The organism is Leptonema illini DSM 21528 (assembly GCF_000243335.1).
GTDB classification, from domain to species: domain Bacteria; phylum Spirochaetota; class Leptospiria; order Leptospirales; family Leptonemataceae; genus Leptonema; species Leptonema illini.
In genome coordinates this window covers 3,794,328-3,808,100 of record NZ_JH597773.1, presented here as the reverse complement: position 1 = coordinate 3,808,100, position 13,773 = coordinate 3,794,328, and the positions used below count along the sequence as shown (strand labels likewise).

Annotated in this window: 14 protein-coding genes; 8 read left to right on the top strand and 6 right to left on the bottom strand. The window is 55.0% G+C overall.

Annotated features, from left to right (window positions below):
* Window positions 1-17: 17 nt before the first annotated feature.
* Complete coding sequence (locus tag LEPIL_RS17720; protein ID WP_002774601.1) at window positions 18-614, bottom strand: TetR/AcrR family transcriptional regulator; 597 nt, start codon at window positions 612-614, stop codon at window positions 18-20.
* Window positions 615-726: 112 nt separating this feature from the next.
* Here LEPIL_RS17720 and LEPIL_RS17715 point away from each other — a divergent pair, with 112 nt between their 5' ends.
* Window positions 727-1,191, top strand: coding sequence for a nuclear transport factor 2 family protein (locus LEPIL_RS17715; protein WP_002774600.1), 465 nt, complete (start codon window positions 727-729; stop codon window positions 1,189-1,191).
* A 15-nt stretch (window positions 1,192-1,206) separates the two neighbouring features.
* Here the strand turns inward: LEPIL_RS17715 and LEPIL_RS17710 are convergent, their stop codons facing one another.
* On the bottom strand, window positions 1,207-3,150 hold the full coding sequence (locus tag LEPIL_RS17710) for a penicillin-binding transpeptidase domain-containing protein (RefSeq protein WP_002774598.1): 1,944 nt from the start codon (window positions 3,148-3,150) through the stop codon (window positions 1,207-1,209).
* A 14-nt stretch (window positions 3,151-3,164) separates the two neighbouring features.
* Window positions 3,165-4,058 carry a signal peptidase I gene (lepB, locus tag LEPIL_RS17705; RefSeq protein WP_002774596.1) on the bottom strand — a complete coding sequence of 298 codons (894 nt, stop codon included), beginning with the start codon at window positions 4,056-4,058 and terminating at the stop codon, window positions 3,165-3,167.
* 7 nt (window positions 4,059-4,065) lie between these two features.
* Between lepB and LEPIL_RS17700 the strand changes: the two genes are divergently transcribed.
* The 4 genes from LEPIL_RS17700 (at window position 4,066) to xseA (ending at window position 9,051) form a co-directional block, all read left to right on the top strand.
* Window positions 4,066-6,036 (top strand): helicase-associated domain-containing protein, encoded by a 1,971-nt coding sequence (locus LEPIL_RS17700; protein ID WP_002774594.1) that lies wholly within the window; start codon window positions 4,066-4,068, stop codon window positions 6,034-6,036.
* Complete coding sequence (locus tag LEPIL_RS17695; protein WP_002774590.1) at window positions 6,036-6,467, top strand: hypothetical protein; 432 nt, start codon at window positions 6,036-6,038, stop codon at window positions 6,465-6,467. The genes LEPIL_RS17700 and LEPIL_RS17695 overlap by 1 nt, the downstream gene beginning before the upstream one ends.
* 92 nt (window positions 6,468-6,559) lie before the next feature.
* On the top strand, window positions 6,560-7,762 hold the full coding sequence (locus tag LEPIL_RS17690) for an AI-2E family transporter (protein ID WP_002774588.1): 1,203 nt from the start codon (window positions 6,560-6,562) through the stop codon (window positions 7,760-7,762).
* Window positions 7,759-9,051 carry an exodeoxyribonuclease VII large subunit gene (gene xseA, locus LEPIL_RS17685; RefSeq protein WP_002774587.1) on the top strand — a complete coding sequence of 431 codons (1,293 nt, stop codon included), beginning with the start codon at window positions 7,759-7,761 and terminating at the stop codon, window positions 9,049-9,051. Before LEPIL_RS17690 ends, xseA begins: the two co-directional genes overlap by 4 nt.
* 411 nt (window positions 9,052-9,462) lie before the next feature.
* On the opposite strand, the gene LEPIL_RS17675 is transcribed toward xseA, so the two are convergent.
* Window positions 9,463-10,713, bottom strand: a complete 1,251-nt coding sequence (locus tag LEPIL_RS17675; protein WP_002774585.1) for an MFS transporter — start codon at window positions 10,711-10,713, stop codon at window positions 9,463-9,465.
* On the bottom strand, window positions 10,710-11,381 hold the full coding sequence (locus LEPIL_RS17670) for a biliverdin-producing heme oxygenase (protein ID WP_002774583.1): 672 nt from the start codon (window positions 11,379-11,381) through the stop codon (window positions 10,710-10,712). Before LEPIL_RS17670 ends, LEPIL_RS17675 begins: the two co-directional genes overlap by 4 nt.
* Window positions 11,382-11,489: 108 nt before the next feature.
* Between LEPIL_RS17670 and LEPIL_RS22535 the strand changes: the two genes are divergently transcribed.
* Genes LEPIL_RS22535 through LEPIL_RS17655 form a run of 3 tightly spaced genes read left to right on the top strand, consistent with a single transcriptional unit; the run spans window position 11,490 to window position 13,083 of the window.
* Window positions 11,490-12,137: a MotA/TolQ/ExbB proton channel family protein gene (locus tag LEPIL_RS22535; RefSeq protein ID WP_002774581.1), complete on the top strand. Its 648-nt coding sequence runs from the start codon at window positions 11,490-11,492 to the stop codon at window positions 12,135-12,137.
* Complete coding sequence (locus tag LEPIL_RS17660) at window positions 12,134-12,541, top strand: ExbD/TolR family protein (protein WP_002774579.1); 408 nt, start codon at window positions 12,134-12,136, stop codon at window positions 12,539-12,541. The genes LEPIL_RS22535 and LEPIL_RS17660 overlap by 4 nt, the downstream gene beginning before the upstream one ends.
* Window positions 12,538-13,083, top strand: coding sequence for an energy transducer TonB (locus LEPIL_RS17655; protein ID WP_002774577.1), 546 nt, complete (start codon window positions 12,538-12,540; stop codon window positions 13,081-13,083). The genes LEPIL_RS17660 and LEPIL_RS17655 overlap by 4 nt, the downstream gene beginning before the upstream one ends.
* 67 nt (window positions 13,084-13,150) lie before the next feature.
* Here LEPIL_RS17655 and LEPIL_RS17650 read toward each other — a convergent pair whose 3' ends face one another.
* The gene (locus tag LEPIL_RS17650) at window positions 13,151-13,693 is read right to left on the bottom strand and encodes a hypothetical protein (protein ID WP_002774576.1); all 543 of its coding nucleotides are present in this window, start codon (window positions 13,691-13,693) and stop codon (window positions 13,151-13,153) included.
* Window positions 13,694-13,773 lie beyond the last annotated feature (80 nt).

The window sequence follows — 13,773 nt, the reverse complement described above, 5'->3', positions numbered from 1 at the left end:
AGATTGACCTTTTGTAGTTACTTCTTGAGGGCCGCGAAGACGAGGTCGATCCATCGTTCCACGCCATCAAGGCCCGGCCTCTTATGCTTTAACAGCAGGCGAAAGTATAACCCTCCGTAAAGAAGGTCGATGAATCCTTCAATCTCGGCCTCGCTTGATGCGGGGAACTCTGCGCGGCGTATCGCGCCCTTGATGAAATCATGGGCGATGCGCCTTCGCGGACGCAGATAGTCATCGCGAACGGACCTCGCGAGCTGTTCATCGTCCTGGGCCGCACCGATAACGGATGCAATGACGCGTCCGTTATCTCCCTGAAATACGCCGGCCAGACCCTTCATCTGCTTCTTCATTGCCTCTGCAAAAGGAAGTCGTTCATCAAAGTCCAGATACGGACTGATCTGTGTGAGAATGGCCTGCATGGCAAGAGAGGCCTTGTCCGGCCAGCGTCGATAGATCGTCGTGCGAGCCACACCCGTAGCCTGCACGACATCTTCTATAGAGAAACCGTGATACCCTTTTTCGGCAAGCAGCGCGTAAGTGGCTGCAAGAATGGCCTCTTCGTATTCAGCGGATCGAGGCCGCCCCCGCCTGCGATCCGGCTCTTTTTTCTTCACCCCGCTTTTCTTGCAGAAAAAGATTGCCGGTCAAGCGAATTACGATATTACTGGTATCGAAATAACGATACCGGCAGTATCGAAAATACGGGCCGGTCATCAGGAGAAAACAATGCGTAACAGATTACTCATGTTGCTTGTATCGTCGGTCTTCGCATCGACGCTTCAGGCAGAAAAGGCGGACGGCGTGGACGTCGTTAAAGGCTTCTTCAACGCCTTTGGCAAAGGCGATATGGCCGGACTCATCGGCAGCTTTCACGAGAAGGCGACCATAAACGCCGTCCGTGAAGGTAGACGTAAACCCGGCGAGCCCTACGGTACCTATAAAGGCAAAAAAGGCGTGGAGGAGTTCATCCAGAGCCTCGGAGCCGCATTCAATACAAAGGAGTTCACCGTAGAGAACGTCATCGGCAGCGGCGACGTAGTATTCGCAAACGGCCGTTTCAAGCATGAGCTGAAATCTACGGGAAAGACCTACGAAAGCGCCTGGGCGTTGAAATGCGTTATCAAAGACGGCAAGATCTTCACCTACGATTTCTATGAAGACACGGCCGGCTTTGTCGAGGCCAATCGGTAACGAAAAAGCGTTCTGTCATTCGGCGAATAGCGTCAGCTCCGGAGCGTCGCGAAGCGGCGTTCCCGGAGCCGGCTGCTGCCTGAACACATAGCCCGATCCGCGCACATTCAGACGAATGCCGGTATGCATCGCCGACCATTCGATGGCTGTGCGCACCGGATGATTGCGGAAGTCGGGTACGACGCCTTCGCGGGCCTTCAGACGCCTTACGGCAAGCCTGTAGGCCTGCTCCGCTCCGGTTCCTCCGTCGGGTTCGTCCTGGCTACTCTCTCGATCTCTTTCGCCCTGTTCTTCCCGCTTCTGCTCGTCTGCCTGCTCGCGCTTTTCCCGTTTCCTTTCATAATCGGCGACATCAAAGACCTCGGAATGCGCTTCAATCAACGGCAGAATGCTTCTCACGAATTCGGCGAATACCGGAGCGGATAACCCCCCGCCCGACTGATCGCCACCGACGCCGTCATACAGAATCAAAACGGCATAGCGCGGGCGGTCGGCCGGAAAGGCTCCAAGAAACGACGTCGAATAACGATCGATATAGCCGGCAGCACTGGATTTTTGCGCCGTTCCCGTCTTACCGATGATCTCGATCTCTTTCAGGTTAGCCGCCCGACCCGTGCCCGTAGCGACGACTGCCCTCATCATGCGATTCAGGATTTGCATTCGTTCCGGACGAAGCGAAGTCGGTTTCGATAAAATCTGCATCTCATCCAGCACGACGCCTTCTTCGGCGACGATGCGCTTCATCAAAGACGGCTGCAGCAGGCTGCCTCCGTTCACAAGGGCCGAATAACCTCGCAGAAGCTGCATCGGCGTAACGCTGATGCCCTGGCCGATCGGCGTATAATAGTGCGTGGACTGCACCCAGCTTTTCAGCTCGGGCATATAGCCGCGAGTTTCGCCGCTGCCTTCGGGCAGAACTCCGGTGCGCTCCTGGAATCCGAACTCGACGAGGTATTTGTAGAGGGTGGCATCGTCGATCGTCGACGCCGCCTGGATCATGCCGACGTTACACGACTGCTCGATGATTCCGAACAGGTCGAGCTCACCGTGTGCCTGCGTCTTGCCATGTCGCAGGCAGCGTACCGATCCTCCCTGAAAGGGAAACTCTCCCTTGCACATAAAACGCTTATTCAGGATTTCAGGTCGCTCGTTCAGGACGGCGGCGGCGGCGAACACCTTCATTGTCGAGCCCGGCTCGAAGTTTAACCGAATGGCCCAGTTTCCCTTCGCCGCGGCGTCGTCTCTGTAGTAAAAATTCGGATCAAAGTCGGGCAGGTTCGCCACCGCCAGCACCTCTCCCGTCTCGACGTCCATCATGATTCCGACGGCCCGATCGGCGCCGGAGCCTTCGAAGCCTTTACGCAGGGCTTTCTCCATCCGGTACTGCAAGATGGAATCGATTGTCAGATAGAGCGTAGGACCGCGCTCATAACCGCTGCCGGTGAGCACGTCGTTATATACGTATTCAAGACCGGCCAGGGCCTGCGCCGAATCGCGGCCGGTGAAGCCGAGCAGATTCGAGGCCAGACGTCCGGATGGATAAACACGACGATTCTCGTATTCTCTGTAAACGCCGGGCAGACGCAGATCCATAATCTGCTGCGCCGTAAAGTTATCCACCTGCCTCTGCAACAGAAAGTACTTGCGCCCCTGATAGAGATAGATCTTTCTCAGGATCTCGCCCGAATCGGTTTCGAGATAACCGGCAAGATACCGGGCGGTGAATTCCGGATCAAGCAGCTCGGGCGGCGCCAGTCCGATGGTGCTCGCCTCTTCGGTAACCGCCAGGCTGATACTGCGTCGATCCTTGATCGGGCCGCGGATCGACGATCCCGGACCGGGCATGCGATCCGACAGATCGAAGAGACCGGCAAGATAGGCGGCGCGACCGAGCACCACCAGAAAGCCAAGCCCGAGAAAGGCCAGAAAGAGCATCAATCTGAGTCGGCGCTTTTCCATACGAATTTCTGATCTCAGAATACCAGATCGCTCCAGCGACGTCCCTGTACAGCCGAAATCGGAACAAATCCGATTACGCGAGAATCCCGGCTCTCTTTATACGAATCACCGATCACAAGCAGGCCTCCTTCGGGCACACGCCCCGACACACCGACGCCGTTCATGCTGGCATAGACGAAGGCTGCGTCGAGTGCAAGCAGGCGGGCCGGCGGATCCATAACCGGAGTCTGATGCCGCTCGGGATACGGCTCGATAACGGCGATCTGTCCGGCCGGATTCAAAACCGGCTCTCCATCGATAAAAAGCAGGTGTTCGGTAAAGTGGTAATGCTGCCCCGGAAGGGCGACGACCCGTTTGACGTAGAATCGCCCGGCACTCCGGCGTTCCGGAAAATCAAAGACAACAACATCGCCTTTCTTCGCTGTTGTGGCAAAGAGCGTGCGCGACCAGGGCGGGCCCGGATCGTCTGCACGAAAAAGCGTGAACGGAAAATCAAGGGCAGGAAGATGAAGTCCGCTGCTCAGGCGCTCCACAACGATGAGGTCACCATCATGCAAAGCGGGCTGCATGCTCGGCCCCTGCACGCGAACGATATCGACAAGCATGAGTCGCACATGAAAAAGAAGCAGCATCAGGGCCATCACACGAAGAAGGCCAGGCCTCGGTCGCAGGAAGCATGCTACCGCGAAGACCATGCCCGCTATTATCACGAAACCGGCCAGAACGCGAAAGAACGGACTATAGTATAGCGCCGGATCGGAGAGCAGGCGATTGGAAAAAAACCATCCGCCATACAGGAAGGCGACGGCGTGCACCCACTTTCGCGAGATTGAAAATGGTTTTACAGGAGAGTAGCTCTGATCTCTTCTGTTCTCTGTTTCTTTTTTTCCAATTTTCAGAGGCAACATCTCCCACATGACCGAAGAAAATCCCCTGTTTACGGAACTGTACCGCCTCGATGCCGCTTCGCTGAAACGGCTGCTCAAGATCTGGAACATCCAGAAACCGGGCCGGGACAAGAAAAGTCAGATTCAGCAGCTCATCGATACGATGAGTGATGAGTTCTACGTACGCGGCATCCTCGAAAAGCTCAGTCCCGTACAGGTAGGCATCTACACCGCCATCCTGTCAACGAAAGACCGGGTGATGACGCTCGGCGAAATCGCAAGAAAGTTCACGCTTCAACCGGCCTCGGCTGAGATGGAGATGGGCGTTCTCAAGCGCTACTTTCTCGTCTACCAGCGCAAGAATCGTGAGCGATTGACGAACACGCTCGACCGCTATTATGCGTATCGCGAGAGCTCCGACCATGTTCGCGTCGAGACGAACGACAAAGGACAGAAGTTCCGGCAGTCGCTCGTCAAGGTGCTGCGTTCGCGCAAGGATCTGCCCGCCGAATGGAAAAAGGCGGCCAACGCGCTCAATACGAAGGCAGGCATACAGGAACAGCTGAAGAAGCTCGTCGATGAGCTTGGCGATCTCGAACAGGAGATTGTCCTGCGCGCCTACAATCAGGGCGGCATCCTCGAGATCTCCCCCGCACGTGAGTTCATCGAAGAGGAACGCGGTAAGTGGATCGACATCGTGCGCAAGATGGACGCAGCCGGATTGCTGCTCGACGACTACTACGTCGACGAACGCTTTGTGCGCATGCTTGTGATGCCGATCGAGGTTTTCGAATACCTTACGGAATTCCCTCTTATTCTGAAGCCGAAAAAAGGCATCAAACGCAGCCAGGAAAAAGTCATCGGCAACGATCTCGATTTCTTCATCAACATCAAAAAGCAGATCGTGTATATCACGCGCAAAGGACTGAATCTTGCCAAATCGGGCAAGATCAAACAGACGGACCTGCGCGAAACCGAGAACCGACTGCTGCGCCCCGACATCGCCCTCTTCCTCGAAAAAAGTCAGATCTATCAGATCGAACTGCTGCTGCCCGTTATGCGGCTGCTCGACATCGTCCGCACAAAACGCGACGATGTGGTGCTGCGCAATGACTTCGACGCAGTTCTTCAGAGCGATCCGCTGAAACTGATGAAGCAGGTGATGGCCGAGGTGCGTAAATCACGCGAGCGCGTTACCCGTTACGAAGAGGTCTTTGAATCGGTTTATGTGCCGTTCTTTCAGCCTGCCGTGTTCGACGAAACGGTGAAACTGATCGGCGAGATGGGGCGTTGCCTCTACACGACCGTCATGGCCATCATGATTCGCGATCACGTCGTTCTCGATAAGGATTTTCGCATTCAGAACTTTCCCGATCGCCTGAACGAATATCGCAAAGAACTGACGTCGGCGCTCTTCTTTTTACAGCTTTTCGGATTGATTCGCGCCCATTATCCCGATCGCTGGATCGAGATCTCTTCTCTTGGCGAGCATTTCTTCAAACACAAGCCGCTGAAAGAAGACGATGAGAAGGGCGGTATCATCATCAACCCCGACCTGAGCATCATCGCCATTCCCGAAAAACTCAGCCTGCACGGCCTCTATCTACTCAAAGCCTTCTGTGAGGTGAAGTCGTTCGAGAACGTGTATAACTTCCAGCTCACCAGAGAATCCTTTCAGGAAGGCATTCTACTGAAGGCGAAGAAAGAAGAGTTCCTCGACTTTCTCAAAAAGACGTCACGCAACGATCTGCCGCAGAACCTTTCGTACTCCGTTGAAGAATGGACGAATAACTTTCCGCTTGTTACGATCACAGACGAATGCGTCGTTCTTCAGACCGAAGATCCGAATCACATGGATCTGCTGCTCGGCCAGATCGGCGCAAAGAAAGTCGTACTGCAGCAGATCAGCCCGACGACGATTCTCATCGATCCCGATCGCATCTACGAAGTCGTCGAACAGGTGGAGCGGCTGAATCTTATCGTGAAGCTGGTGCGCTGATGAAGACCCTTCGCATCGCATGTCTTGTCGCCGTTCTTGCTCTGTCGGCCTGCGGCGACCGGACGATTCACAGCGGCGATCTTACGCTGTCGAGGAATCCCGCCGAGTTTCCCCAGGATTTTCCGCCCGAGCTTGTTTATCCGAGCGGGAAGCCGAAGCTTCTCGGCGTCCTTGATACGGCGGGTTTCTGGTCGCCGGCCCAATACGCCGTGCTCATCGAAACAACGGATCAGGCCGAGACCGTAATCGACCACTATTTGAATCTTCTGAAAAGGGATAACTGGCAGATATTACAGAGCCGGCATTTTGAGAAAGATGGAAAGACGGTCATCGTCGCCGAGAGCTTTGTACAGCAGACCGTCACCATCGTCGTCGAAGACGGTGAAGCGGCCCGCGTGAAGCTATATCTGAAAAAAAGCTCCGACGATTGAGCTTAGAGCCCATCTCAAAAATGGCTTCAAAAATCTTTTGCCACGGACCAACACGGATGCTGGTTGTTGACATAGCTCGCAAAAAATGAACGATGAACGAATCCGAGAAAAAGAAGCGGCCGCAGATCCGCACCGTACAGCGTGAGGTCATCGCTCCCATCGCCTCCGGTCTTTTCCTGATCGGCGCCGGCGTCCTTGTATTCTTCACGTTTCGTTCTTTCGGATGGGCCGTCTTCATGGCCATCCTGCTTTATACAGCCTTCGAAGGGATCTATCACCGTCTGCACAGCACCGTACGCAGTCGCGATGTGGCCGCCAGCCTGACGCTCGTGATCATTCTATTCGTCGTACTCGGTCCTCTTGGTACGGTGCTTGTTCTGGTCGTCCAGCAGGGTCTTGATATCGTCACTTACCTCAGAGGCTTTGTTGAATCCGAACAGATCCTCATCCTGGCGAAGACCTTTCCCGGGCTCATTGATCTCATTACCGAACGCAGCTTCTTCTGGGTTTACTGGCTCGATCGGCTCTTTCTCGTTCTTAACGAATATTCTGACGTCGTCGATTCATTGCGAGTCGGGGAGCTCGTCGGCGGCGCTTACAGCTACTTTCTCGGCGGCATCGGCATGTCGCTTGCGTTCATTCTGAATCTCAGCTTCGGATTGATTCTGCTCTATTTCATGTTTCGCGAAGGCGATTCTTTCTATCAGATGATTCGCCGCGCCATGCCTCTTTCAGGAGATGTCGTCGATCAGTTCAAGGATCGCATGAAAGAGATCCTCCAGGCCATTCTTAAAGGGAACGTTTTCATCGCCATCTTACAGGGCACGATGGTCGGCGTCGGACTCTGGTTCTGCGGCATTCCGAATGCTCTGCTGTACGGTTCCGTCGCCACGTTCTTCTCGATCATTCCCGTCATCGGCACGGCGATGGTCTGGGGTCCGGCAGCGCTATTCCTCTACTTTCTCAAGCAGGACACCGTTCTGGCCGTCGGCCTGGCCGTCTATGGGTTAACCTGCTACCTCGTTCTTGAGAACATCGTCAAGCCGCGCATCCTCGATCGCAAACTCGGAGTTCATTCGCTGCTGCTTTTCTTCGCGATTCTCGGCGGACTGAAAGAGTTCGGCATTACGGGTTTCATCCTGGGGCCTCTGATTCTCGCCATCTTCCTCACAATCTGGCGTATCTACCATATCTGGGAAGAGAGCGAGGAGCACGAACATTCGCATACTGCGATGGAACCGTCACGAAAAAGCGGTGAAGAATCCGCTTCTCCCGGTAAGGATGACCGTTCATGAAGGATGTGCAGCTACTCGAAGAGGATGCGCGCGTCCTCAGTCCGACGGCGGCAAACGGTCTCATTCGCCAGCTGCTCGAATCGGAGCCCGAGCTGCAGAACGTCTGGATCGAAGGCGAAATCTTCGATCTGAAGCACCATTCAAGCGGGCATATCTATTTCTCTTTGAAAGACAGCGAGTCCGTTCTGCGCTGCACCTTCTTCAAGCGTGCCAATATGAGCATGCGCATAAAGCTGGAAAGCGGCAAGAAGATTCGGGCCTTTGGCGACATCTCGGTTTATACAAAAGGCGGCAGCTATCAGCTGAACGTACTTCGCGTCGCCGAGGCCGGCAAGGGCGACGTACACGAGCGTCTGCGCAAGCTTTACGAGAAGCTGGCCAAAGAAGGCCTGTTCGATGCAGAGCGCAAAAAGCCTCTACCAGCCGCTCCGATTACGTTAGGCGTGGCCACTGCGGCCACCGGAGCGGCCATTCGCGACATCGTTCAGGTCGCCCGCAGCCGCTTTCCCGACATCAACATCGTTCTCGCTCCGTGTATCGTGCAGGGCGAAGAGGCTTTAACTTCGGTACCGGCAGCCATCGAGGCGCTGCATGATCCGAGATGGAACGTCGACGTCATCATCGCCGGTCGCGGCGGCGGCTCGTTCGAAGATCTGCTTCCGTTTCACGAAGAGCCGATCGTTCGAGCCTTCGCAAACGCACGCCTTCCTATCGTGGCCGCCGTCGGGCATCAGATCGATCATCCACTTTGCGAGCTGGCAGCCGACGCCGTCGCCGCTACGCCGTCTAACGCCGCCGAGATGTGCGTTCCGGTGGTCGGTGATCTTGTCTATACGATGGATTTGCAGGTAAATCGCATCCATAGAAATCTGAGACAGCGGCTCGATCGCTCTCGAGAGTCGCTTCGTTTTCTTACCGGATCGAAGGTATATCGCAATCCGCTTGCCATCCTTGATCCATTTCAGTACCGACTCGATCAGAGCATTTCAGAGATGCGCGCCCTTTCGCGCTCCGTCTTTGAAACGCTGCGACTGCGAGTGCAGAGCACCGAAAGCATGTCTCTATTAATGGAGAGGGCTCTCGAAAAAGAGAAGCATCGCCTGGCGCTGCTCTCCAATCGCCTGGAGACGCTCTCGCCCGAGTCGACGCTGAAGCGCGGCTATGCAATCGTTACCGATGATGCCGGTCGTATCGTACGCTCAGCCATGGAAGCGAAGGTCGGATCGACCGTTCACGTACGCCTTGGCCAGGGCTCGATCGGAGCGCGTGTCGAAACGGTTGGTGAGTAGATTCTACTTTCCAATCACATCATTTTTTAATCCACAAACGACAGATTTTTTTTTTGCCTCTTTCGCGATTTCAGACCCCTTCTGGTAGAGGTACGGCATGTCGAACCTGATCCATCTGCCCGACGAAGTGGCCGCCACCGGCCGCTCCAAAATTCATTGACTTTCTCGCCTCCCCCTTCACCTTACAGAAGGAAGATGTGATGAAAGTGTCGGCGCTCTCCTTCGAAAAAACCCTGCAAACGGAAGTTTCAAAGCTGCATGTTGAAATGGGAGAGCTGCGTTCCGAGATGGTTGCAATGAAGGCCGAGCTGAAGTCGGAGTTCAAGTCAGACATAGCGATCCTTCACCGGGACAACGTCGTCATGACCCGGTGGATGCTTGTAGCCGTTCTTGGAGGCGCTACCCTGTTTCCTATCGTCGATAAAATCCTGAATCGTCTTTTCCCTCGCTCTGGCGCAGCCGTCGCCCGATCCAGCCGTACAGCGGCAGCACCACAAGCACGACCAGTATCTCAAGCGAACCGAAGATACCAGATAGAACGGCAAAGAGCGTCATGCCCTCGAAATAATCGGCAAGCATGGACTTTAAATATACCGACGCAAGCGGACCGAGCAGAAAGCCCAGCGAGCCGATGCCCATGTAGGCTCCGATGGCCGTTCCACGATAGGACTCGGGCGCGAGCCTTGAAGCAAGCGTAAGCGTCGGCACAAACATCAACGCCGCACCGAGACCTGCCAGGGCCAGAAGAGCGATCAGCAAAACAACGTTATCCGTCCAGCCAAGAAGCAGCAGGGCCAGGCCGTAAACGAATGATCCGAGAAGCACGGGCAAAAGCACGCCGGTGCGCTTCATGAGCAGCGCCACAGGAAACGAGAGCAGGCCCATCGGCCAGAATACAAGGCCAAGCATACTGCCCGTCTGTCCAGGACCGAGATGCAGCGTTTCGCGCAGATGAAGATTCAACGAAGCCGTCACAAATCCGGCCGTAAAGCGATCGATAAAGACAAAAAGAAGCGGTATAAACAGAAGCCATTCGAGGCGAAGAAGCTTGAAGAAATCGGCGACGGTCGTATGTGAGCTTTCGACTAAACGTCCCGCATCTCGCAAAGCAAGCGCGCCGACGGCGACAAGAGCCATGAAGCCCGCTGAAATCATAAACGGCACAGCCGGATCAGCCTTGCCGGCCGCTCCAAGAGGCATGCCCAGACCGCCACCCAGCGCCAGCGTCATACCGGCAAGCCCCATCAGATACGGACGACCGAGTTCTACCTCAAGATCGCCGACGGAGGCCATGAGAAGCGAGAGAACAAAGGCGCCGACCGCCCCTTCGAAAAAGCGCACGGCAAAGAAGATGTAAGGATCGGGAAAAAACGACATCCACAGATACGAAAGAGCCGAAAGGGCGGCTGTCGCCACGATCCACGTCTTCCTGTGTCCGCTGCGGTCGGATAACCATCCCGCCAGCGGAGCGCAGAGAAACGAGCCGAGATACGACAGACTGAGAAACCATCCCAGGGCCTTCTCATCAATGCGATCCTTCACGCTCTCTTTCAGAACGGGAACGATGGCCGTGTTCGCGGCCATTACAAAGAAGATAAGCACGACCGGCAGAGCGATACGCCATCCGTCGCTTTGCCGATCCGTGAGAACCACCGTATTCATGCGCCTGCCGTTTCGAGTGCCGCCGCCTTCGGTCCCAGGCGCTGCCGCACGGGGCCTTCCAGTTCCTGAAAGATGTGTCCGTTCATCTCAAAAGACAGAAGGGCCTCTTCAAGGATATCCTTCTCCTCTTCTTCAGAGACGGGAAGCGAATCCAGCCTTGCGCGATAGCTCGTCTTGAATGTGTCGGCATCGACGATCCCATCGAAATGATAGAAGCGAAGCCCCTGACGATCGAGCCCGAGCGTTTTCGAAGCGATCTTCTTGAGTATCTGTCCGCCTGAAAGATCGCCCAGATACCGCACATAGGCGTGCGCGACAAGGCGATGCGGATGATCTATCATGAGCTCACGCAACCGTGCCGCGTAGGCCTTAGAGGCGTCGGGAACGGGAATCTCTTTCCAGCGCGATCCCATCAGATACTGAAGATCCTCTTCAAGGTTCTGCAATCGTTCGAGTTCACGGAAGTAGAGCTTTCCGGCGATGCGATGCGTACGATTGCGTCGCATCGCATCTTCGAGCGATTCATAAAGGGGCCATAGAGATGCAAGAAGGCGGGCGTATTCTTCGCGCTCCAGCATCCCTCTGATAAAACACTTCATAAAGAACGAGTTCTCCGTCTGGCGGTGAACGACAGACGTATGTTCTTTGAGCTTTCCTGCCAGTTCCATTCTGTCGTTTTTCGATTGCGTCCTGACTCGACAAGCGTTTAATTGATATTAAGACGCAGTCTCATTTTCAATATCGGAGATTCTGAGAATCGCGCAGGAATACAATCTATGAACTCGATGTCTCTTTCGCAGCTCTTTGCTGCCGGCGGAATCTTTATGTGGCCGATTCTCATCGGCCTGATCTTTACGGTGGCCATCGGCCTTGAGCGTGCCCTCTACATGCTGTGGACGTATACGACTCCGGGCGAACCCGAAGAGCAGCTCGCCGAATCGCTTCAGCCCGCTTCTCACCAGAGCGTGCTCGATCGCCTGCTTCCGAACAGAGAACAGCGCTTTGCACGCGATCCCGGTGTGCGCCTTGCCCGTACTTTTTTAGAACAGGCCGGATCGTCGCTTGAAAGTCGCCTCGCCTCGCTTCGCAGCCTGGGTACGCTGATGCAGGAGCGAATGATGAAGCGCGTCGATGCGCTGCATACGATCGGATCGCTCTCGCCGCTCTTCGGACTGCTTGGAACCGTCGCCGGTATGATGGAAGCCTTTCATGCCCTGGCCATCACAGGCGGACAGGCCGATATTGCCACGCTCGCCGACGGCATCTGGGTGGCGATGATCACGACGGCCTTCGGACTCATCGCCGCCATCCCCGCGCAGCTGCTGCATGGATTTCTGCTTTCGCGCATAAACGAACGACTGCAGCGCATGAACCGCTTTCAGGACAGGCTGCTGCAACTCTATCATGACGGTAAACTATCATGACACCGCCACGATTTGAATTACCCATACGGCAGCGGGCCTGGGTCGATATCGCTCCGCTTGTTGATCTCGTTTTTCTGCTGCTCATCTTCTTTCTTGTCGGATCGCGCTTTGTGAAGCCGCAGATCGAACTTACGTTACCCGAAGCAGCAACCGGCCAGACGCAATCAAAGATGACGGCCGTGCTCAGCGTGACGGCTGACGGCCGCGTTCTGCTTAACGAGAAAGAGATTCCAACCGACAGCCTTGAGGCCGAGCTACCCCGTCGCATCAAGGCGCTTGAAATCACAGAGCTGACGTTGCGCGCCGATCGAGATACGCCCTTCCATCTATTTATGAAGCTGATGGACGGAGCGCGCAAAGCGGGAATTCCCGAATTCCATATCGAGCACGAGGTATCGCGATGAGCCATAGAGCGTACGCCCGCAAGGACGACTCTATTGAAAAAGGTCGTACCTTTCTACCAGCATTGATCGTAGCCAGCGCGCCGATCTTTGCCCTCGGATTGGTCGCGGCCACTCCTGACAGTAGAGCAAAAGAGGTGCGGTACGAAAACATCTCAGTGCATTTCGCAACGAACGACTCAAAGAAAACGACGGATAGCCTCCAGACGACCGAGAAGAAAGGAACGGCTCCCGAGGCCGGATCCTCCAGCGAAGGGGCGCGACACGTGTATCTGAGCGACGTGATCCGCCGTATCGAAGCGGCAAAGCGTTATCCGCGGCGCGAACAGGCGGCCGGCATCGAGGATCGAGTCACCGTTAAGCTGCGCATTCAGGCCGACGGCTCTGTAAAAGAATGCTCTCTAACGGGCACAAGCTCATATGACGGTTTCAACAGCGAGGCGCTGGCCAGCATCCGCCGTGCCGGTCCGTTTCCTCCCTTTCCACCGGAATTCAAAGAGAGCGAAACCGTACTCTACGTGACGCTTGATTTCAGAATGCATTGAGCGGGCAAAAAAAGGGGGATCACTGATCCCCCGGAAGCTCTCGATTTCTCCAGACTACAATGACATATCAGGGGTCGTTTCTTGTAATTGTCGCGCCAGACGGGTCAGTTGTTCCCGGGCCCATGATAATAATCATATCCTTGTTGTTTCCCGTAGCATTGAACGTAATCGTTTTCGTGGCATCGTTATACGCATAGTTCGTTCCATTGAACCCAGCATTTGACATGGCAGTATCCGCATTACCGGATTCTGTCGGACAGTTAGTTTGCGTGTAGCCAAGGATCATCGAAGTTGGACCACCTGGGGCATACTTGGGATCAGATCCAAACGTCACTGTAGTTCCTTGCTTGACGGCGGGCAAGAGCACAGCTGCAAAGTGTGCATGATTTGCAACCTTGGGAACAGTCGGAAGCGTTGCCGAAGAATCACCACTCAGCCGCACGGTTGGAATCTGATACGTGTTCCCACTGTGGGTGATGGAACAGGTCGGCGAGCTATCACCCGCTGCAAGTAACAGCAATGCTGCTGCACTGTCATCGCTGGATTCGCCGCCCGGGCATCCGATGAAAAAAGGCACTGTTAGAATCAGTGAGGGTAAAAAACGTTTCATACTTTAGCTCCTGAGCCGGTCTCAAGATGAATCATTTCTGATTCTGAGACTCAATTTCATTTGACTCCTCTAACCGCATA